This window comes from Glaciibacter superstes DSM 21135, from assembly GCF_000421145.1.
Taxonomy (GTDB): domain Bacteria; phylum Actinomycetota; class Actinomycetes; order Actinomycetales; family Microbacteriaceae; genus Cryobacterium; species Cryobacterium superstes.
In genome coordinates this window covers 1-21,543 of record NZ_ATWH01000018.1, presented here as the reverse complement: position 1 = coordinate 21,543, position 21,543 = coordinate 1, and the positions used below count along the sequence as shown (strand labels likewise).

At 61.1% G+C, this 21,543-nt stretch carries 16 protein-coding genes and 2 pseudogenes; 3 read left to right on the top strand and 15 right to left on the bottom strand.

Going from position 1 to position 21,543, the window contains the following annotated elements; translation table 11 throughout:
• Positions 1 to 45 precede the first annotated feature (45 nt).
• Positions 46 to 1,047 (top strand): LacI family DNA-binding transcriptional regulator, encoded by a 1,002-nt coding sequence (locus tag K323_RS0121105; RefSeq protein WP_022887252.1) that lies wholly within the window; start codon positions 46 to 48, stop codon positions 1,045 to 1,047.
• 309 nt (positions 1,048 to 1,356) lie between these two features.
• On the opposite strand, the pseudogene K323_RS30585 reads toward K323_RS0121105, so the two are convergent.
• The 13 genes and pseudogenes from K323_RS30585 to K323_RS27760 form a co-directional block, all read right to left on the bottom strand.
• A pseudogene (locus tag K323_RS30585) lies at positions 1,357 to 1,745 on the bottom strand (transposase); the annotation flags it as partial.
• Positions 1,746 to 1,765: 20 nt separating this feature from the next.
• Positions 1,766 to 3,235, bottom strand: coding sequence for an NAD-dependent succinate-semialdehyde dehydrogenase (locus K323_RS0121100; RefSeq protein ID WP_022887251.1), 1,470 nt, complete (start codon positions 3,233 to 3,235; stop codon positions 1,766 to 1,768).
• Between the two features lie 385 nt (positions 3,236 to 3,620).
• Positions 3,621 to 4,712, bottom strand: coding sequence for a tartrate dehydrogenase (locus K323_RS27785; RefSeq protein WP_022887250.1), 1,092 nt, complete (start codon positions 4,710 to 4,712; stop codon positions 3,621 to 3,623).
• The gene (locus K323_RS27780) at positions 4,709 to 6,100 is read right to left on the bottom strand and encodes an acetyl-CoA carboxylase biotin carboxylase subunit (protein ID WP_022887249.1); all 1,392 of its coding nucleotides are present in this window, start codon (positions 6,098 to 6,100) and stop codon (positions 4,709 to 4,711) included. The genes K323_RS27785 and K323_RS27780 overlap by 4 nt, the downstream gene beginning before the upstream one ends.
• 5 nt (positions 6,101 to 6,105) lie before the next feature.
• Positions 6,106 to 6,351 (bottom strand): acetyl-CoA carboxylase, encoded by a 246-nt coding sequence (locus K323_RS0121085; RefSeq protein WP_022887248.1) that lies wholly within the window; start codon positions 6,349 to 6,351, stop codon positions 6,106 to 6,108.
• On the bottom strand, positions 6,348 to 7,367 hold the full coding sequence (locus tag K323_RS0121080) for a 5-oxoprolinase subunit C family protein (RefSeq protein ID WP_022887247.1): 1,020 nt from the start codon (positions 7,365 to 7,367) through the stop codon (positions 6,348 to 6,350). Before K323_RS0121080 ends, K323_RS0121085 begins: the two co-directional genes overlap by 4 nt.
• Positions 7,364 to 8,263, bottom strand: coding sequence for a 5-oxoprolinase subunit B family protein (locus K323_RS0121075; RefSeq protein WP_022887246.1), 900 nt, complete (start codon positions 8,261 to 8,263; stop codon positions 7,364 to 7,366). Before K323_RS0121075 ends, K323_RS0121080 begins: the two co-directional genes overlap by 4 nt.
• A gap of 9 nt (positions 8,264 to 8,272) precedes the next feature.
• Positions 8,273 to 9,013, bottom strand: coding sequence for a 5-oxoprolinase subunit PxpA (locus K323_RS0121070; RefSeq protein WP_022887245.1), 741 nt, complete (start codon positions 9,011 to 9,013; stop codon positions 8,273 to 8,275).
• Positions 9,014 to 9,085: 72 nt separating this feature from the next.
• A complete protein-coding gene (locus tag K323_RS27775) occupies positions 9,086 to 10,345 on the bottom strand; it encodes a sugar ABC transporter substrate-binding protein (protein ID WP_022887244.1) in 1,260 nt (419 codons plus the stop codon).
• 36 nt (positions 10,346 to 10,381) lie between these two features.
• Positions 10,382 to 11,413 carry an ABC transporter permease gene (locus K323_RS27770; protein WP_022887243.1) on the bottom strand — a complete coding sequence of 344 codons (1,032 nt, stop codon included), beginning with the start codon at positions 11,411 to 11,413 and terminating at the stop codon, positions 10,382 to 10,384.
• Positions 11,403 to 12,362, bottom strand: a complete 960-nt coding sequence (locus K323_RS27765) for an ABC transporter permease (protein ID WP_211219887.1) — start codon at positions 12,360 to 12,362, stop codon at positions 11,403 to 11,405. The genes K323_RS27770 and K323_RS27765 overlap by 11 nt, the downstream gene beginning before the upstream one ends.
• A 59-nt stretch (positions 12,363 to 12,421) precedes the next feature.
• Positions 12,422 to 13,909: a sugar ABC transporter ATP-binding protein gene (locus K323_RS0121050; RefSeq protein ID WP_157509531.1), complete on the bottom strand. Its 1,488-nt coding sequence runs from the start codon at positions 13,907 to 13,909 to the stop codon at positions 12,422 to 12,424.
• Positions 13,910 to 13,937: 28 nt separating this feature from the next.
• On the bottom strand, positions 13,938 to 16,898 hold the full coding sequence (locus K323_RS27760; RefSeq protein ID WP_022887240.1) for an aminotransferase class III-fold pyridoxal phosphate-dependent enzyme: 2,961 nt from the start codon (positions 16,896 to 16,898) through the stop codon (positions 13,938 to 13,940).
• A 138-nt stretch (positions 16,899 to 17,036) separates the two neighbouring features.
• Here K323_RS27760 and K323_RS0121040 point away from each other — a divergent pair, with 138 nt between their 5' ends.
• Positions 17,037 to 18,185: a helix-turn-helix domain-containing protein gene (locus K323_RS0121040; protein WP_169515716.1), complete on the top strand. Its 1,149-nt coding sequence runs from the start codon at positions 17,037 to 17,039 to the stop codon at positions 18,183 to 18,185.
• A gap of 830 nt (positions 18,186 to 19,015) precedes the next feature.
• Here K323_RS0121040 and K323_RS27755 read toward each other — a convergent pair.
• A pseudogene (locus K323_RS27755) lies at positions 19,016 to 19,306 on the bottom strand (ISAzo13-like element transposase-related protein); the annotation flags it as partial.
• Positions 19,307 to 19,552: 246 nt separating this feature from the next.
• Between K323_RS27755 and K323_RS27750 the strand changes: the two are divergent.
• Positions 19,553 to 19,864: a hypothetical protein gene (locus K323_RS27750; RefSeq protein ID WP_033373823.1), complete on the top strand. Its 312-nt coding sequence runs from the start codon at positions 19,553 to 19,555 to the stop codon at positions 19,862 to 19,864.
• 539 nt (positions 19,865 to 20,403) lie between these two features.
• On the opposite strand, the gene K323_RS0121020 is transcribed toward K323_RS27750, so the two are convergent.
• Positions 20,404 to 21,495 (bottom strand): IS630 family transposase, encoded by a 1,092-nt coding sequence (locus tag K323_RS0121020; protein WP_022887235.1) that lies wholly within the window; start codon positions 21,493 to 21,495, stop codon positions 20,404 to 20,406.
• Positions 21,496 to 21,543 lie beyond the last annotated feature (48 nt).

Below are 21,543 nucleotides of genomic sequence, written 5' to 3'. Positions count from 1 at the left end.
CAAACACGACTATCAGGTCGCGCGGCAGAGAATTGGAGACTGACCATGGACGTCACGGAGCCCGTCACGCTCAAATCCCTCGCCAGCGAGCTGGGGCTCAATGTCTCAACTGTCTCTCGGATCATCAATGCCGAACCGGGCACAGAAGCTAAATGGGCATCCCCCCAAACCATCCGCCGCGTCCGAGAACTGGCGGGCGCGCGCGGCTATGCGCGTAACCCGCACGCGGCCTCGCTTCGAACCTCGCGTTCTGATCTGGTTGGGGTGATCGTGCCGCGCCTGCAGGACTACGTGCTCGCCACTATCTACGAGGGCATCGACGCGGCGGCCGAGGCGTGCGGGCGGATGACGGTGGTTGCCAACTCCCTCGACGACCCCACCCGCCAGCGCTTGCGAACCGAGGCGCTGCTGGCCCGCCGTGTCGACGGACTCATCTTTGGTGACGCGAGCCTGGATTCGCCGTATCTCGATGAGCTAGCGGCGCGCGGCGTGCCGCTCACGCTCGTGTCGCGTCGGAGGTCCGGCCACGTTTCAGTCACCTGCGACGACGTTGCCGGCGGACGGCTCGCAGCTTCGCATCTGCTCTCGACCGGACGGCAGCGCTTCGCCGTGATAGCAGGCGCACAGTACGCCTCGACCACGGTCGACCGCGCTGGAGGCTTTCTTGAGATGCTGGAGGAACATGGCGTCGGGGGCTCGGATGTTGACATCCACTACGCAGGCTTCGACGCGCCTGCCGGACAGGCAGCGATCGCCGAGATTCTGGCCGCCCACGCCCGCCCTGAGGCGGTGTTCGCGGTGAACGATTTTGCGGCAATTGGCGCGATTGGAGCCCTGCAGGCGCTCGGCATTTCGGTGCCAGACGACATCGCGGTCGTCGGCTACAACGACACCCCCATCGCGGAGGCCGTGAACCTCACCACCGTTCGCTCGCCAATGGTCGAGATGGGGCGTTTGAGCTTCGAAAAGCTACTCTCGCTGCTTGACAACAGAGGGGCAGAGAGCGAGCTCCTAGCACCGGAGCTTATTGTGCGGTCGACGGCGTAGGCATGCTGCGCTGGGGTGTTTGCCTGATGGCGAAATCTCGATCAGCGACCGGGCGACCGAGATTGTGAACTATCGCGACGTGATGGGTATGTATGCGCGTATCGAATCGCGTGACCAGCAAACCGGGCGGCGAAGAACGGTGGGCGTAGGGTGCGGGGACTGTCATGCTCTCCATAGACGGATTCACTTCCTCAGGATCAGTGGAAACGTCACCGCGGGTCGAGTGGAGCAGAAAGCATAAAGGTGGGACGAATTCCCGGTCAGACTCCTATCAAGTCATATTCAGGCCGGCCCACAGCACCACCGGCGTCAGTGACAGATCCACAGTAGGATCCGTGGATTTGTTGGGCGCTGAGGGCGCCAATTTTGGTGGGTTCCTCCATTCTTGGTCGTGACGGCGGTGAGACGTGAGCGGCTTGGTACGTCGATGCCGAGGTAGGACGTCCCTCAGTCCATTCGTCATCGTGCTCTTCGGCCCAGACCGCGCCGACGGGGTGGACCATGGACGCGCTTCGGGAAGGCGCCCACGACATCGGTCCGACGCCGGATCTCGCGGTTGAGGCACGCCTGAGGGTTTTTGGACCAGATCTTGCGCCAGATCACTTTCGGGAAGCCGGTGAACGCGAGTACGTTCGCGCGGGTGCGCCCTCGAGGCGCTCGGCGACTTCCGGGACCTCCTCCTCGAGGGCGTTCAGGATCTACTCGAACTGGGAGTGGGTCAGTACGGGTTCGGCGTGAGCGTGTATTTCGTCTGCAGGTACTCGTGAATGCCCTCGGCGCCGCCCTCGCGGCCCAAGCCCGACATCTTCCAGCCGCCGAAGGGCGCCGCGGCGTTGGAGACGACGCCGAGGTTGAGCCCCATCATCCCGGTTTCGAGTCGCTCGATCATGCGCTGGCCGCGCGCGAGGTTCTCGGTGAACACATACGAGACCAGCCCGTACTCGGTGTCGTTGGCGATGCGCACCGCTTCGTCCTCGGTGTCGAAAGAAACGATCGCGAGCACCGGTCCGAAGATCTCCTCACGAAGGATGTCGCTCCCCGGCTGCACATCGGTCACCACGGTGGGTTCGAAGAAGGTGCCCGGCCGCTCGACGGCGGAGCCGCCGGTGCGCACCTGCGCACCACGCTTCACGGCATCCTCTACGAGGTGCGCCGCCTTCGCGACCGCGCGGTCATCGATGAGCGGTCCGACAGTGACGCCGTCCTCGGTGCCACGACCGATCGAGAAGCCCTGGACCCGCTCGGTGACGCGGCGCGCGAACTCGTCTACGACGGAGCGGTGGACGACGAATCGGTTCGCGGCCGTGCACGCCTGCCCGATGTTGCGGAATTTCGTCGCAAGCGCGCCGTCGACGGCTTTGTCGAGGTCGGCGTCTTCGAACACCACGAACGGCGCGTTGCCGCCCAGTTCCATCGAAGTGCGCAGCACCCCCTGCGCCGACTGCTCGAGTAATGCCTGGCCGACCGGCGTGGAGCCGGTGAACGACAGCTTGCGCAGCCGCGGGTCGCGGATGATTGGCTCCGAGACTGCGCTCGAGGTCGAGGTCGTGATGACGTTCACGACGCCCTTCGGCACACCCGCGTCATCCAACAGCTTCGCGAAGAAGAGGGTCGTCAGCGGAGTGAGAGCTGCCGGCTTGATGACCACCGTGCAGCCGGCTGCGAGCGCCGGGGCGATCTTGCGGGTGGCCATCGCCAGAGGGAAGTTCCACGGAGTGATCAGGAAGCAAGGCCCGACCGGATGCTGCGACACGATCATGCGGCCGGTGCCCTCCGGGTTCGCGCCGTAGCGGCCCTGCACGCGCGGGGCCTCCTCGCTGAACCACCGGATGAACTCGCCGCCGTACGCGACCTCGCCGCGCGCCTCAGCGAGGGGCTTGCCCATCTCGATTGTCATGAGGAGTGCGAAATCTTCCTTGAGCTCCTGTAGCAGGTCGAACGCGCGGCGGAGGATCTCGCTGCGCTCGCGCGCCGAGGTCGCCGCCCACGCCGGGAACGCGTCGGATGCCGCGTCCATCGCTGACTTCCCGTCGGAGGGCGAGGCATCCGCGATCGCCTTGACGGCGTCACCTGTCGCCGGGTCGGAAACGGTGAGCGTCTTGCCGCCCTCGGCGGCGCGCCACTCACCCCCGATGAACAGTTCATTCGGCACGCTCGCCAGTAGTTGGGTCTCACGGTTGTCCGTCATCAGGACTCCTTCGTTCTCGGGCGGATGCCTTGGCATCCGTTCCTTTTCGGGTGGGGGTGGTGGGGAGGGCATCTCAACGGCTGTGCCTGCCAACCACGCGGGCTCTGCGCGGGTATGGCTATTGAATAGCGGGCGATCCGCACGGAGCGCAACGTCGGAGTCATTTTCCGGTGGGGGGCTACCCAGCATCCTGGAGTCGGTCGAGCGGTGCACACCTGTGGCGTCGCCGATGAAACGGTCGGTAGTGCGGTCAGGGAGGCTGGTTGTTTCGTACCCTCTCTGATCAAAGCGATTTTCTCGAAGTCGGATCGAATCCGATACGGGGCCGAGCCATCGCACGCGACGTGCGAGCCGGCGGTGATGAGACTGATCTGAACCATGTCCTCTAGACCTTCACGACTGGAGAAGCGTTTCTGGCCAACGGCTCGAGGTGATTCACGACGGCGTCCGTGAATGAGCGCGTTGTCCCGGTACCGCCGAGATTTCGGGTGCATCGGCCAGGTACGCTCAAGACGGTCTCCACCGCCTCGATGAGCTCCCTCGCGGCATCGACCTCGCCCAGATGTTCGAGCATCATGGACGACGCCCACAGCTCGCCGGTGGGGTTGGCCACTCCGAGTCCGGCGATATCGGGAGCGGACCCGTGGATGGATTCGAACATCGATGGGTGATCGCGTTCGGGATTGAGGTTCGCCGACGGTCCAAGTCCGATTCCGCCGGTGAGCGCGGATCCCAGGTCGCTTAAGATGTCGCCGAAGAGATTGGAGGCGACAACGACATCCAGACTTTGAGGTGCAATGACGAACCGAGCAGCCAGCGCGTCGATGTGTTGGAGGTCGTTAGGCACGCCCCGACTTTCCGCCACCTCTGAGGCGACCTCGTCCCAAAACGGCATGGTGTGGATGATGCCGTTCGACTTGGTCGCCGACACGAGCTTCCCCTTGCGCTCCAGCGCGGCATCTGCGGCGAAGTTCACGATCCGATCGATACCGGTCCTGCTGAAGACTGACTCCTGAACGGCGAGTTCGCGTGGCGTTCCGGCGAACAATCGCCCTCCCGCTTCGGAGTACTCGCCCTCGCTGTTCTCTCGGACGATGAGAAAGTCGATCGGTTCCGGGGAATTGAGTGCGGAGCGCACGCCGCGCACGGAATGAACCGGTCGTAAGTTGACGTACTGGTCGAACCTCCGCCTGATGGGGATTAGCAATCCCCAGAGGGACACGTGGTCTTTCACCTTCGGAGAACCGACCGCGCCAAGAAGAATGGCGTCGTAGGACTCGAGCGTCTCCAATGCGCCGGGCGCCATCATGGAACCCGTCTGGAGGTAAAAGTCGCAGCCCCACGGAAATTCGGTCCATACGAGTTCGAAGCCGTGACGGCGGGCCAGCACGTCGAGGACCAGTACCGCTGACTCGCACACTTCCTGACCGATGCCGTCACCGGGCAGAAGTGCGATGCGGTGTTTCGCGTGGGTCACTTATTGACCGCGATCTTTTTGCGGTCGAGACGCGACGCGGAGGTGTGGAGGAGTGTGGGCAGGACCTTCTCCAAAGTTTCGGTCGTGTAGTCAGCGTCCTCGAACCAAGTCGTGTTCACCAAGTTCTGGACGACGGACTTGGTTGTGCTGATCCCGATTATGATTGTTTCGTTCAAGGCCCGGTTCATTCGGAGACTCGCTTGCTCACGCGTCGGTGCGTGGACCATGACTTTCGCGATGAGGGAGTCGTAGTGGGGTTGCACGGTGGTACCGGTCTCAACGAACGTGTCCACGCGAACTCCGGGGCCCGACGGTGTGCGGCAGTATTCGATTTCGCCGGGACTCCCGACAAAGTGAAAGGCCGGATTCTCGGCATTGATTCGCGCCTCGATGGCATGACCAGCGACAGTCACCTCCGCCTGGGTGAATGACAGTTCGCTCCCAAAGGCGACCCGAAGCTGTTCCACACAGATGTCGATCCCGGTAACCATTTCCGTTATGCCATGTTCCACCTGAATTCGAGCATTCACCTCAATGAAGTAGATACCACCGTCCTTGTCTACGAGGAACTCGACGGTGCCTGCGGAGACGTACTCCATCTTTTCGGCGAGCGTGACGGCGTACTCGTGGAGTTTCCGACGGGTTTCTGGCGCCAGGTTCGATGCGGGGGCTTCTTCCACTACTTTTTGTCGGCGCCGTTGGAGTGAGCAGTCGCGTTCGTGAAGGTGCACGATGTTGCCGAATCGGTCTCCGAGGACTTGGACCTCGATGTGTCTGACGTTGCTGAGTGACTTCTCGAGGTAGATGTTCGCTGCGCCAAAGGCGGCAGTGACCTCCCGAACCGCTTCGGTAAATGCCTGCTGGAGTTCACCCTCGTTCGCTACTGCACGGATACCTTTGCCACCACCGCCTTCGGCGGCTTTGAGGAGAACCGGGTAGCCGAGCCGAGAGGCTTCGTCGGTAGCGTGCGCGAGGTCGCTTAGCACCACGCTTCCCGGGACGACAGGAACGTCCGCTTCAATCGCGAGAGCGCGGGCCTGCGCCTTATCGCCCATACGGTCGATCGTGTCGGAGCCGGGTCCAATCCAGATGAACCCTTCGTGCTGAACAAGATCGGCGAACTGGGCGTTCTCCGCGAGGAACCCGTAACCGGGGTGGACCGCGTCGGCATTTCCCTCGCGGGCGGCAGCGATGAGGGCTTCCTGGTTCAGGTAGCTCTCAGGGGCGGCCGCTTTACCGATGTGGACGGCTTCGTCGGCCAGCTGCACATGCAGCGCGTCACGGTCGACGTCCGAGTAGACGGCGATAGCTTCAATTCCGGCGTCGTGACAGGCGCGGATGATGCGCACCGCGATCTCGCCACGGTTGGCGACAAGGACTCGCTTCATCTGGGTTATGCCCCCTCGAGCTCGACGAGGCTGGCGCCCATGGGTATGCTCTGGCCGTTGTCGATCACATAACGCTTGACGATGCCGTCACGATCGGCGTGCACCTCCACGAACATTTTCATGATCTCGATAATGCCGATGGTTTGGCCGATACGAACTTCCTGACCCGGCGAAAGGAAGGGTTCTGCGTCGGGGCCCGGTCGTTGCCAAAAGACCCCTGGTGCCGGGGCCGCGATCATTTGTGTGCTCATGGGGTTTCCTCTCGTTCTGCCCCAAATACCCACGGGTACTCTAGGGATTTTGCAATCTGTGCCAGCTCATTGTGGGCGTGTCGCCGTTTAGCGTGCGCTTCAGTGACGGACACGGAGTTGAAGGTCACCGTATCCGGTGTTTTCAGCTGCGCGAGTGCATCAAGGTCGGTGGAGATAATCGTGCCGAACGTGACGTATCCACCACCAGTGACTGCATCACGAAGCAGGCAGATAGGCTCGCTTCCACTCGGGATCTGGATCGACCCGAGGGGGTAGCCGAGATTGACGACGTTGCTGGGGTCGCTCCCGGCTCCGAAGGGTACGTCGCGTTCTACGAATTCGAGGGCCGGTCCGATCAGGCGGTAGGCGGTGCGGTTGGCTTCATGGGAGACGGTGAAGTTGGCTTCAAAGAAGAGCTGCACCGACTCGGGAGTGAACCGGTAGTTAGCCAGGCCGATGACAACAGCCAGGTCCGCGCTGGAATCAAGCGATGGCAGGTACTTCGGGTCCAACTCACGGATGCGATCGCCATGACCGTCCTCCGAGTGGATTTGGGTGCCGATGGGAAGCACATCACCCGGTTTCAAAGCACGGCCCATGTGCCCACCGAACTGAACGGTTTGGTATGTCGAGCGGCTCCCCAAGAGTTTTGGCACATCGACCCCGCCGCGCAGAGCAATGTACCCGCGACTGCCGCGGGTCATCGGCCCGAAAGACAGAGTTTGTCCCTTCTTGATGGGCACACTCGCCCACATCGGCTGTGGCTCACCGTCAATAAGGGCGGTCACTTCAGCCCCCGTCACCGCGATAACGGTGTCGGATTGGAACTGGATCGCTGGCCCCATGAATGCGAATTCCAAGCTGGCCGCTCGGGGATCATTTCCGACGAGCATGTTCCCTAGCGTGTAGGAGCGCTGGTCAAGGGCACCGGCGGGCGGCATCCCGAGGGCATAGTACCCGTCGCGCCCGCTGTCCTGAACGAGGGTCTGCAGGCCGGGCATGATGATGTGCATCATTGGAGTGCCTCCAGGAGTTCGTCGTTGTAGCCTTCCCAGTCCTCGATGTGCTTGCCGACCGAGAACTCGATATCAGCGATGCGAACGCGGTACTCGTCCGCCTCCACCGCCGCCCGGATATCGAAATATTCCGCTTCGGAGATAGCTCGGAAGGAGACGAGAGTGCCTGCGGGGAGCAGAACAGGGCGTTCCCGGAAGTCGGCACGCGTCTGCGCCATGTCCACGACGTTGATGGGGGTTCGGCCGAGTAACTGCACCCCGCCGGCGCCGGCGGAGGGGTAGATGTTCGCGAAGGCGCCGCCGTGCCCGACCGCGCGGGAGGGCGTTTCAGTCCGGGGGGACTTGTACTTGGGAACTTCTATCTGAAGGTCGCGCGGCACGAGCTGCACGCTCTCCGCATTCCCCGGAACGAAGTTCATGAATGTGACGAGGAATGGGTGTCTAGTGTGAGCGGCAATGAGCTCGTCGATGCTCTCGAACCCGTTGACTCGGGCCGCGTACTCGATGTCTGTGCTGCTCGGGTCCTGGTGGCGGTCTCGAAACTTCATGAGCGTTTCACGAGTCCACGGATCGTTGTAATAGACAGGCACATCCACGATGCAGGTGTTGATCGTGGCCGGGCGCCCGGTGACCATTTCCTCGTGAACCTCCTGAATCGTGGCGAGCAGTTCTGGTAGGTTCACTCGTTCCGGGGTGTAGCGGATCATATAGCTGGCGTGCGCGGGACACACGTCAGTCACACCAGGAAGGTTCATCGCGGTGAGGGTGCGCGCGAGCGTCTGAATGGTTAGCGCCTGCTGGATGCGCATCTCCTCGGACAGTTCAACGAAAATAAACTCATCACCGCCGAAGCTCAGCCTGCCGCCGCCGCTGAGCTGACGATACATTTCGGTCATCGATAATTCCTATGCATTCAAGGGGCCGACGTGGACACCCGCGTCAATCAGTGCCGCGCGCACCTGTCCCGCGATACCGGGGGCGTTCACCCGGTCGCCGTGCACACATATGCTCTCTAAATGCATGGATACCGTTTTCCCAGTGTTCGTGAGCACATGTCCTTGGGTGATCCGCACCGCCTGTTCGGCGATGGGACCGGGCGCCTTCTCCTGTGGGACTGGGTCGATCACGTTCATCCCCTCGTCGTCGAACTCGAGGTCGACAGCGTTCTCCCGCACGACCCGCACCCCGGCCATTTCCAGCGCATCGGCACCGACACTCGGGGTGAGATAGACGGAGAGGTGTGGGTAGCCGCGCACCAGCGAACGGCCGATCAAGTCGGCGAGTTCCGCATCGCGGGCAATCGTCCCATACAACGACCCATGGGGTTTGATGTGACGAAGGGTCCCACCACGAGCGGTAACGATCCCGTCGAGCGCCCCGACCTGATAAAGAATCAGGTCAACGACACTGAGTGGCGCCATCGGAATTATGCGCCGCCCAAATCCGATTAGATCCTGATAGCCCGGGTGTGCACCGAGGCTAAGCTCGTACTCCATCGCTTGGTCAACGGTCTTTCGCATCGTGGTCGGGTCGCCAGCATGGAAGCCGCACGCAATATTCACGGCGTCGATGTGCTTGAACAGCTCCGCCTGGTCGCCGAGGCTCCAACGGCCGAAGCTCTCTCCTGCATCCGCGTTAATTTCCATTGTTTTCGTCTTCCTTCTCTCACCTGATTGGCGGTGGGAGCGGCGCGGCCGCCCCCACCGGTGTTCGTGCTCCTACGGTTGAACGCAACCAGGCAGGCCCGCCGGAATCTGGTTCTCGGTGACCGTTCCTTCCGCCCAGCCTTCATCACAGGAATCACGGGTGTAGATACGGCGCCACTCGGCCTGTGCAAAGTCCTTCATTTTCGGAAGGTCCTGCACTTCGGTGATGCCGGTCCCCGTTTTGGCAGCATCAAGGGAGGCTTCTGGTAGTAGGTCCACCTGGAACACCTCGGTGACGAACGTGTCGGCCTCGCCGGGGAAGAAGTTACAGCCGTCAACGAAGTCGGTACCCTCGCACGGCTTCGCGGTTTCGGTGGTGACCCACGGCAGCGGCACCTCGATGTTTTTCGGAATGCCATCGGCGCCGTGTTCTAGAATGTGCAGGCCAACCTTCATCGCGATGCCAGCCTGTGCGGGCGGGGAGCCGGAGGAAACCCCGGGCCAGCCCTCGCTGAGCCGTTGCCGGAAGTAGTTGCTGTTCTCACCGGTGACGGGAATTTCCAGTCCTGCCGCCTCGAGGGCCTTCAAAACGCCCGCTTCGCCGTCCTGCGACCAGACGCCTTCGACATCTGGGTGAGCGGCGAGCGCTTTCGCGGTCTCCTGTTGGCTCTGCGAGGAGTCCCAACTGCCATAGTATTCCGCGACGATCTCGATCCCGGGATACTTGTTGAACACGGCCATGGCGGTGTCAAAATGGACGGTGTCGGTTGAGGTGCCGGCGACGCCGCGGTTCAGGAAGATTTTGCCTTCCCCCCCCAAAAGGTCCACGAGGGCTTGGGCGGTCTGCGCGCCGAAGAAGGCCCGCTCGGGCTCGTCGGCAAGGGCCCCTGTAATGAACGCGACGTTGTAGGCGCAATCTGCGTTTACGGTGGAGTCGTAGAACACAAAGGTGACTCCCCGGTCGCAGCCTTCCTGAATGACCTGGTCGAGCGCGGTCGGTGAAATCGGATAGGAGACGATGAGTTTCGCGCCGGATGCGATCATGGATTGTAGGTCAGAGATCTGCTTTTGAACATCGGTGCCGGAGATCTGCTTCGTCACGTCGTATTTTTCGGCGTTCTCCGGCGCCTCAGCGATAGCCATGGCGAGGTTTGCGGCCTCGTCCTGCCAGTTGTTGCCACTGTAACTGAGGTTCAGGAACACCTTGTCTTTCTGCCCGTCACCGCCGCTGTCTCCCGGACCGGCGGTACACGCCGCGAGCATGATTGTCGCCGACGCCAGCGCCGCGATGGCACCGACCAGCCGACTCAATTTTTTTGTTTTTGACGCCATTAGTAGCTCCCTTGTTCAGGCGGTTTGTGATTCGAATTAGGTTCTGGCAGCGCCAGCGTCCTTGCCCAATCGGGCGGCAATGAGCGCGATCAGGATGATGACGCCATAGAGGATTTGTTTCACCCCTTCGGAGAAACCGGCGGCACTAATGTCGATGCCGAGGACGGTGATGAGGAGTGCCCCTCCGATAGTGCCGGCGTAGGAGCCAGCACCGCCGCGAATAGCCGACCCGCCTACCACGACAGCAGTAATGCTCGGCAAGAGCCACGAGGCGCCGATGTTCAGGTCTGCTCCGGAAGAATAGCCAAGGAGCATGATGCCGGCGAGACCGGAGGAGATGCCCGCGAACGTGTAGACGATGATGAGCGTTGAGGAGACGGGCACCCCCGCGACCCGGGAGGCGATCTCGCTATTGCCGACTGCGAAGGTTCGGCGGCCAATCGTTGACCGCATCTGAATGAGATAAGCGATGAGCGCGAATATGACCAGTGCCCAGATCGGGGTGGGGATGCCAAGGAACGATTCTTTCCCACTGAACAGGCTCGATAGTGCGGCTGGGGATGGTTGGGCGGGTGTGCCGCGGCTGACTCCGAGTAGCACCGAACCCAGAATCGAGCCGGTGGCGAGTGTCACAATAAACGGCGGAAATTTCGCATAGGCTACGAGGAGCCCGTTGATCAGCCCTATGAGGGCGCAGCCGATAGTGGCGGCCACAATTGCCCCCATAACCGGCCAACCGGTGTTCGCGAGGTATCCGGTGAGAAACGCCCCAAGCGCGATGGTTTGTGGTAGCGACAGATCGAACCCGCCCGTGAGGATCACAAAACCCTGCCCAAAAGCGACCACGACGAGGAAAAGTCCGAGGATGAGGGTGCTTTCCAACTGCCCGAGGGAGGGAAAACTTGGGCTGACGATCCGCGACAGCGGAAACATGAGCACAAATATGATCCAAACGATCACGACCGGTTGCGCGAAGAAGGCCCCGATCCGTCGCGGTACGGTCTCCTGACGCGGGTCGGGGAGGATCGTGGCGCCGGTCTGATCTGTGGGAAGCGTGTTATTCGACATCGGCCAAATCCTTTCGTGAACGCGTGTCCGTCACGGCCGCTACGGCTGGGCGGCGGCGGCGTATAGCGACGCGAGACACAAGTGGCAGGCTTAGCGCCAAGAGGATAGTGATCCCCAGAATCGCGCCCGACCAGAAGTCCTGAATGCGAAGCCCAAACAGCAGCTTCGGGAGTGCGATGAGGGACCCGGCGCCAAATACGGCAGCGATTGCGGAGCCTTTCCCACCGCGGAAGCTCACCATTCCGAGAGCGACCGCGGCAAAGCTGGTCAGGAGGAACGGGAACCCCGCGTTCGGGTCGCCCGAGGCTGTCACCGCAGTGAGGAACAGCCCGGCGATCGCGTACATAACGCCTGCGAAGGCGTAGGCTCCGACCTCAGTGGCGCGAACGGGCATACCGGAGATCACGGCCGCCTGGCGGTCTGAACCGATTGAGAATAGCGTCGCCCCGAAGCGCGTCCGCCTCAGATACGTCCATAGCAAGCACAGCAATATGAGCGCGCCTAGCGCGGCGGGGAACCCGCCGATGGATAGCTTGAACATCGTGGTGAACTCGATCGGGACGGAACCACCGGGTGCGGGAAGGAGAATGAGCGCGACCCCGGTCATGCAGATATATGAGGCGAGCGTCACCGCAATCGACTGCAACCCAAGAAGCACGATGAGGACACCGTTAAACAGCCCGACAACGAGCCCCAGCCCGAGAATCCCGATCGTAATCGGCACGCCCATGTCCGGGTAAGCCGAGGTGAGCACGGTGGCAAGCACATTGGACAGGCCGAGCGTACCCGCCACCGACAAGTCGAATCCACCGGTAATCAGCACCGTGGAGGTGCCGATCACCGCAACCGCCAAGGGCATCATCAGGAGGACAAAGTTGCTAAACGAGTACAGGTTCCGCTCAAACGGTGCAATCGCCAATAGGAGGCTGTAAATCACCACAAAGATCACGACCGCGGTGACAAGGTCACCGGGTATGCGGCGGCGGCGCGCTGAGATGGTCGATATTGTCATACGATGCCCCTTCGCGCCGACATAGATTCGAGGTTGAGGGCGCCCGTGAGGATGCCCGATTCGGACACGAGCGAGCCTGTGAACTCACCGGTGAATTGACCACTGTGCATCGACAAGACTCGGTCGCACACCCCAACGAGTTCAGGGATCTCCGTGGAGTACATGAGCACAGCCCGACCCGATTGCGCATACGAGCGAATGAGGTCGTACAGTTCCACCTTCGTAGGTACGTCAACACCGCGAGTGGGGTCGAAGAGTATTAGACAGGCGGGATCCTGTGACAAAGCGCGCCCGAACACCACCTTTTGTTGATTGCCGCCGGAGAGCGCACTTACAGGCTTGTCAAGCATCGTGTGCGGCAGGTGGACCCCGTCCGCACGGGCGGTCCCAAGCGCGCGTTCTCGCTTCTTCGACACGATGCCGACGCGGCTCAGGTCGGACAGCGTCGAAACGGTGAGGTTGAATAGGGAGCTCAGCTGCAGGAACAACGCCTCAGCTTTGCGTTCCTCCGGCACGAGCGCGGTGTCGCGCCGCGCACTACCTCGGGTGATCTGGACCTGACCGCCCGTCCTTGGGGTGATGCCAGCGAGCGCGTAAAACAGATCGTGCTGCCCTTGCCCCTCCAGCGCCGCGACACCTAGGACTTCGCCCGGGTAGATGGAAAACGACACGTCCTCGACCTTGCCGGCTGACAGGCGATTGACCCTGACGATCGGTTCGACTGCGCGGACGTCGGCGTCTCGTTTCTTCGGGAATGTGTGCTCGAACGAGCGACCAATCATGAGCTCGACGAGCTCCTTTTCACTTTCCTGCCCCGCTGTAAAATTGCCAACATTGCGGCCATTTCGAATGACCGTGCCCTGAGAGCAGATCTCTTCGATCTCCTTTAGCTTGTGGCTGATGTAGATAATGCTCGTTCCCTGAGCGGCAAGATGACGCATCCGCGCGAAAAGCCAAGCGGTGTCTGGTAGGGCCGCGGTCGGTTCATCGAGGACCAGGAGTCTTTTCGCGTCCCGCATTCCCGCAATGATTTCGATCTGCTGCTTCGTCGCCAAATCAACTTCGGAGATGAGTGCATCCACGGGGATATACGGGGCGTGATACTCATCCAGTATTGTGCGCGCGTGGGACATGAGGCGTTTTTGGGCAATCATGCCGAGGACGTTCTTCGGGGTATTCCGGAGGCACAGCTTCATCGCAACGCTGATATTAGGTGGCGAACTCAACTCCTGGAACGCAATACCGATGCCCGCCTCACGTGCCGCTGTGGGATCGCCGTGCTTAAGCACCTCACGATCGATGACGACAGTGCCTTCATCGGGAGTGACTACACCCGAAAGCACCTTCATGAGAGTCGACTTCCCTGCGCCGTTTTCTCCGAGGAGACCGTGAATTTCTCCGCGGTCCAGCGCGAGACTCACTCCCTGAAGCGCACGAGTGGCACCGAAGTGCTTACTAACATTTTGGATTTCTACGAAGGCCACGCTGCCTCCTTTCTGTGGTCGGGGCGGATCATTCGCTCTGGTATATGTCCAGAACGATGTCAAGGGTCTGGATGAATTTGTCAACGTGCGACTCGTCGAACACCATCGGCGGCTTTATTTTGAGGACGTTGTTGTACCGGCCATTCGGGAACATGATCACCCCGCGGTCTTTGAGCATTTCACTGACGGTACTCGCGGCGCGCTTATCGGGGTCGGTCGTGCCCGGTGATTCCACAAGCTCGACGCCCAGATACAGTCCGTACCCGCGGACGTCCCCGATACGCCAGTGCCTGAGTTGGAGCTGCTCCAACTGTTCTTTGAAGTAGCCGCCGACACGCAGCGCCTGCTGCTGCAGGTTGTCGTCTTCCAGGATGTCGAGCACGGTCATTCCGACCACGCATGAAACCGGGTTGCCTCCAAATGTGTTGAAGTACTTAACGCCGTTGTCGAACGCCTCCGCAATTTCGCGAGTGGTCACAACCGCCGCAAGGGGGTGCCCGTTGCCGATAGGTTTCCCCATCGTCACGATGTCGGGAACGACGCCCTGCGTTTCGAAACCCCAATAGTGTGTGCCGAGGCGGCCGAACCCGATTTGGACCTCATCTGCGATGCACAGCCCCCCGGCATCGCGGACGCGCCGGTAGCTCTCTTGAAGGTAGCCCTCAGGGAGCACATAGTTGCCGCCCGTGCCGACAAGTGATTCAGCTATGAACGCGGCTGGTGGCGTCCCCTCAGCTACCAGTGCGTCCACCTGTTCGCCGACAAGCGCCGCGTACTTCTGACCGAGATCGGGATCACCGTACCGGTAGGGGCCACGGAACGCGTCCGGCGTGGGAACCTCGCGTGTGCCGTCGGGCACACCTTTCCCCGCCACGTGATATCGGTTCGGGCTCACGTCGGTGACCGCGCGTGTGTTGCCGTGGTAGGCGGAATCGATTACGAGTATCTGCTCGTTACCGGTAACCTGCCGAGCAATTCTCAGCGCCAAATCGTTCGCTTCACTTCCCGTGCACACGAAGAACACAGTGTCGAGCTTGTCGGGAAGGAGTGCTGTTAGACGTTCTGCGTACTGTGAGATTTGCGGGTACACGAGGCGACTGTTGGTGTTCAGTCGCCGCATCTGACGATAGGCCGCGTCGGCGATGCGATCGTTCGCATGCCCCACATGAGTGACGTTGTTGATCGCGTCCAAGTAGATCTGCGCGTTCGAGTCCATCAGCCAGACCTCGCGGCCACGCACGAGAGTCATCGGCTGGTCGTAATAGCTCTTTTGGGAGGGCGCGAACCGCTCCGCCCGAACCTTGAGCACACGCTCCTGATTCCACGCATCCCCCGCATCGAACTGATTGATGAGGGGCGCCGCGAGGCGCATATCAAACTGGCTAGACCAGTATTCACGTTCAAAGACGCGCACGTATGCTGGGGCCGCCAGCTGAATAAGAGTCGGATCGCGGAAGAACTGTACGATTCCAGCCAAGACGGTGGGCACGTTGCCAGGAGCGCCCACCCGCACAACGCGTTCTCCTGCCGAAATGCTGTCGCCCTCCGAAACGAGCGGGGTGCCCCCGAGCCACACGGAGTACACCGACGCCTCATCTATGTCGTGGCGAACAACGACGCGATCATCAGCGACGGATTCGACCGTGCCCTCAAGGGGCACCAACAACGCCGTTTCGCGAGCAACGCTCACCCCGATACCGTTAAGGATCGTTTTCGGCGCTGCGCTCCCGACCCCCCGCAGCGCCGACTCGGTTACGACAGCAGAGAACGGAAGAGTGATGCCGACGCAGTCGCCCAGCAGAGAGACCGCAGCATCAGTCGCCGCCGTGATGGCGGCGTTATCGAAAGCGACCCCGTCAATGAAATCTGCGTTCGGCGACAGGTCGAAGTGACGGGTGGGAGGTGCGACTATTGCGGCCGCCGCCACTTCGGAACTGCTCGAATCGTAGTGTGGCGCCGGAGTACCAGCCATTTCCCGGAACGTGTCAGCAGCAACATTCGGATGCACGCTAAGTAGTTGCTCGAGGGCTGGCCAGGTGGCCGCAATTCGCGATTTCGCGTAATCGCCGTTCATGCCCGAGCTACGGTAGGTCCACGTAGACGCGTTAACTGCAAGCCGCGCCACCGCTAACGGAAAAACCAGTTCAAGCTCGGTGTCGGTGAGCTTTGCACATGACAAGTAACCCCTGACAACATCACAGAACGCACCAAACGCGTCCTCCTGCCGTAGCGTCGCATAGGCGGCAGCGATTGCGAGCTCGGCGATCCTGACCGTATACACCGCGTCGTTGAAGTCGACCACGCCCCTCAGTTCAACCCTCCCGAGTTTGTCCCGGCTCGCCAAGAGGTTGAAGTCGTTCAGATCCTGGTGCACCACGGACGACGGCAGTTCCGGGATGCGTTCTTTCACCGCTTCAAACATGGACAGTGCGTGCAACAAGAGGCCACATTCTGTGGCGTCACCGGATGCGGATACCGTTTCCCGGATCGCGTCGCCGCTACGAACGACCATCCAGTGATGGTCGGGGCTCGTGGCCGACGCGGTCAGCTCGCTCAGACTGGAAGTAAGTTCGGCAGCGAGCTCCCCGAGTTGCGTACGATAGTGCCGCCCGGTGATTCCGACCTTGGCGACGACTTCGCCGGGGACCCAGTGGAAGAGGCGCGCCACGAAACGCCGTCCGTCGTCGAGCGCAAGGGAGGAGTGCAGCGCTCCATCCCTTTGCAGCATCATGCGCGGGAAGTCAACGGAGACTGGTCTCTTCTCAAGGTGCGCGAGCACCTTTTCTTGCCATTCGATTTCGTCCATATCTGCCGGTTCGGGCGTCAATCGCAGCAAGTATTTTTCGTTCGCGGTTCCGGCCACCGCAAAGTTCCAATCAATCTCCCCGCCGAGTCGGTCGAGGTGATCGATGCGGACTCCATAGCTTTCGTGAATTGCGCGAACAATGGCTTGCTGCTGATCACCTGACAGGCTGTGAAGGGCGGGCACGCTACTCCTCATCGAACGTAATGGCTATGGGTACAGGACCCAATCAAACCAAACGGCGATACACAAGAATAGGGCTCAGGTGCCCCCAATTCAGCCATTAGGATGTGCATCATGCACAGTTCTCACGAGGGATCGTACTTGGTCAGCGCCGCGCAACGCCTCCTGAATGACCACTTGGAGGAGCTTGTTCGCGCGTCGATTCAACGCTTGCGAGACGCCGATTCGGTGTATCAACAGGTTTCCGACAAGAGTCTCAACGATCAGATGCGAAAGACTATTTCCCTCACGCTGATGCGCATCACAGGTGAACTGATCCCGGTGTCACTTGCCTCAGTGGCGTTCGAAACTGGTCAGCTTCGCGCTATCCAGGGGGTTGACCTGCAGGCAGTTCTGCGTTCGTTCCGGATCGACCTGCGTGTGCTCTGGGAAGCGTTCCTCGCCGACGCTCAAGCCAACGGCTTGGGCGAGAACGCGGCCTACCTGTCGGAGCTGGTCGGGGTGTGGGAAGCCATCGAGGCAAATATTAATGAGGTGAGTGAGGGCTACCGGATCGCGACTGACACCTTGAACCAGCAGACGAGCGAACTACGCACAGCCGTCTTTCACCGGCTCCTAGCCGGCTCGGAGGTCGACAGTAGAATCGTGTCGAAACTTCTGTCGACCCTCACCTTTGACCCGTCGGAATCGCTGTTCTGTGTCGTCGTTGATCTCCACGAATCCGAGTATTCTTTGCTTTCGGCATGCCAGGCTCGTCTTAGCCAACGGGGAATCAAGAACTACTTCAGCTGGCACGGACAATACCTCGTCGGGTTCATTCAGTCCCGCGCCGTAAACGAAGACTCTCTGATGGTGCTGCTCACCGAGTTTCGCGAGTACAAGACCGGGTTGACCGAGGTACGCATCCCGACCACCGTGCGCAGCGCAGTCGACAACACCCGCACCTTGGTGGCGGCCCTCACATCTCCAGGGCTGCACAAACTTCGCAAAAACTGGTTGACTGCGTTCACTTACGCTGAACCCACGCTCTCGCGAGCGATTGCCGACGACGTGTTCTTCAAATTCGAACAGCTCACCCCGTATGTACGCGGGGAACTGCTGGCTACGATTCAAGCGTTCTTTGACACAGACGGGACCGTAAACGTCATTAGCAAGAACACTTTCCGGCACAGAAACACCGTACGAAGTCGGCTCGCTCAGATAGAGGAGCTTACGGGCCTTCGTCTTGACTTCCCCCGCGATATTGCTGTGCTCGCCGTCGCATTCAGCGCCAACAAGTTGGAAGACTAATGCAGACTGACGTCACCCCGAACTCGCCGGCGGACGGTGTCGAGGTTCGACAGCGGGCCGTCGAGAAGCATGACACGCGGCTCCCCCGCGCTCGCGCGCGAGCACAATCGGCTGCTGCCGGCCGCCGGGAAGTTGCCGCGGCATCCGGTCGGCGAAATTGCTCCTCCGAGACATGCGAATCGCGTAACGACGCTGAAACCAACAGAGAGCCTGTGTTCACCTTGGCCGACGTTAGTGCATGGGGGATGTCTCGCTCGCGATAGCGGCGGGAGACGTGGTCCATGGGATTGCGGGAAGATCTCGTGCCGCATGGCCAGTTTGAGCGCCAGCCGCAGCACGACCCGAGCCTGCTTCGCCCAGTGAGGGTTGACTGTGTAGCCCACTCAAAGGCTAGCCTCGCGACGATCGGGCCCCTGGCCGACACGTTCAGTATCAGGTCCGTGGCCGCCATGCGCCTCGACACCGAACTTGCTCAGCGCAGAGAAGGAGTCATCGTCGAGGCGATCGATCAACGCTTCGCTCGCGGCTTTGATGAGGAGGACTCGCTCGCCGGGCTTCAGGCGGCAAGTCTGCCCAACCGGAGCGCCAGTTCGCGTGTCGCGCGCTGGGGACCGACGCGCGTCATCGGCCCCGGCCGGATACACCCAGCCGCGCAATGCGTCCGCCGGGATCCCGAGCTGCTGCCTGATCCTCGAACGCGCGCCCCACGGACTGCCCTCCTGCTCACTGGTATCCAAGGCCAGACGTAGCGTCAGTTCCTTCAGCTCCGGTGGACACCTCTTAAACGCTGGGATCACTCTCAACCTTTCCAGTGCTCAAGAACGTCCCTGGCTGGTCAGGGGCCGCCCGTGCCAGTTCATGGAGATGTGGGAGAAGAGTTTGTGTTCGATCTTGTTCCATTTGCTGGTCCCCGGTGGCAGATGACAGACCGTGATGGTCAGTTCGGTTTCGTCGGCCAGCGCGGCGAGTTCGGTCTTGAACAGCCGGGTCCGGTAGTCGTTGGAGTCGCCGCCGTCGGCGGTGATCAACAGACGGGATGCGCCCGGGTAGCTGGTTTTGCCGACGATGTTGAACCAGGCGCGGATCGTGTTGACCGCGAACGCGGCGGTGTCATGGTCGGTGCGAGCTATTTGGACAAGAACTCCAACGAGGACCGCAGGTACACCATCACCGGTGGGGAGCTGCATGTTCACGCGACTGGTAACACCTCGTGGGCAGACAGTCGCTACACAATCGACTTTGTCGCCGACGAAGACCAGGCTCATCGGTACCTCCTCGGCAATCTCGACCTGCTCAACCAGGACGACGTCATCCAGACTGCAGCCGTTAGGCCAAAGCGGCCGTCAGAATCGGTCGCATCATCTGGTGTGCTCGTCGAGGACGATGCGCACGATGACGAAGGCTCCGATGATTCAGATGACTCCGATTCGACTGAGGAACAGTTCGTTGGCCCGACCTCCAGCGAGAGCGACAGGCTGGTCTTCGCCGGGATCGTTGCCGGGGCCGTGGTACTCGTCGTCGGTCGTCTCGCCTATGTCTTCGGCAAACCCGTGTGGGACAACCGAGTGAATCCCGCCATCGAACACCGGCGCGCCGAGCGTGCGCAGCGCAATGCGGCAGCTGCCAGTGAGAGAGAACGAACCAAGACGCGCGACCGCATACCGAACGACGAGGGCTGATCACTCGCCGAAGAATCGGATATGCGCAGTGGTTGGCTATACACGGTGGCTCGCAATGCCAGTCACGCACTTCTGGTTTAGTTGGGCTCATGGCTTCCAACCCCGCTGATTCATTCGAGACGTACTTGGTTCCACCACGAAGTTTCACGAAGTCAACCCTGGATGTCCTCGTGTGGTGTGGGGTGGCCCTCACTGCGGGAGTCGCTCTGCCAATATTCAGCTTCTTACAAGCGCCCGAGAATCAGGGCGCCTGGACCACCCTCACCACTGGCGGCGCCGCCTTGTACTCCCAGATCGGGTGAACATCGACCCTTTACGTCACCGCATTGATCGGATTCTTCGCTGTCACGATTGGCGGCCAGATCTTCGGCGGACCCGTTGAGGCAACGCGTTTGCGGCGCAACCTCGGCAACACAGGCTTGCTGCTGGCTGCTTCGTTGATACCACTCCTGGTGTACGTGACGTGCTACTGCCTTTCTTCTGAGGAGCACTGGGCCGGACTCATCGCACTCATCCCCGCCAACGCCCTAATCGTCTTTCTAGTGTCCTGCGCCGGTAGTTCGTTGTAGAAGTCGTTTGAGGGATTCGAGGATCTGTTCGGCGGATTTGGTCCAGATGAATGGCTTCGGGTTCTCGTTCCATCCTTTGACCCATTTGCGGATATCGTTTTCGAGCGCTTGAACGCTGCGGTGGTCGGAGCGTTGGAGGAGATCGGCGGTGACGTAGGCAAAGAACCGTTCGACTTGGTTGATCCAGGACGAGTACGTCGGGGTGAAGTGCAGGTGGAACCGGGGATGGGCTTCGAGCCATTTGACGATGCTCGGGGCCTTGTGGGTGCTGTAGTTATCGCAGACCAGATGAACCTCCAACTCGTCAGGGACTTCAGCGTCGATCTTGGCCAGGAACTTCTTGAACTCGATCGCCCGGTGCCGTCGGTGGATGCTGGAGATGACGGTGCCGTCGATCGTGTTGAAAGCGGCGAAGAGGCTGGTCGTGCCGTGGCGCACGTAGTCATGGGTGCGTTTCTCTGGCATGCCCGGCATCATCGGGAACGCCGGCTGCGAACGGGCCAGCGCCTGCACTTGAGACTTCTCGTCCACACAGTAGACAACCGCAGCCTCGGGTGGGTTCAAATACAGTCCGATGATGTCGTAGACCTTCTCCACGAATCGCGGGTCGTTGGAGAGCTTGAAGCCGTCCTCTCGGTGGGGTTTGAGCTCGAATGCCTTCCAGATCCGTCCGATCGTGGACTTCGACAGCCCTGAACGATCGGCCATCTTCGCCCTCGACCAATGGGTCGCATTCTTCGGAGTCGACTCCAACGTCGCCACAACGACCTCCTCAACCCGCTCGGCCGTGATCGAAGGCGGCCGCCCGGGACGCGGCTCGTCGACCAAGCCATCAAGACGGTCCGCCACAAAACGGGCACGCCACTTGCTGACCGTGTTCGACGAGCAACGCACCTGCCCAGCCACCGACTTGTTATCCAGGCCCTCACCACACGCAAGGATGATCCGGGACCGCACCGCCAACGCCTGAGAGGCCTTCGCCCGCCGCGACCAGCGCAGCAACTGCTCCCGCTCCTCATCGCTCAACATCAACTCGGTCCTCGGGCGTCCAGTTCTGGCCATACCTCAATTCTACAACTTAACCAGATAATTTCAGGCGCACGACACTAG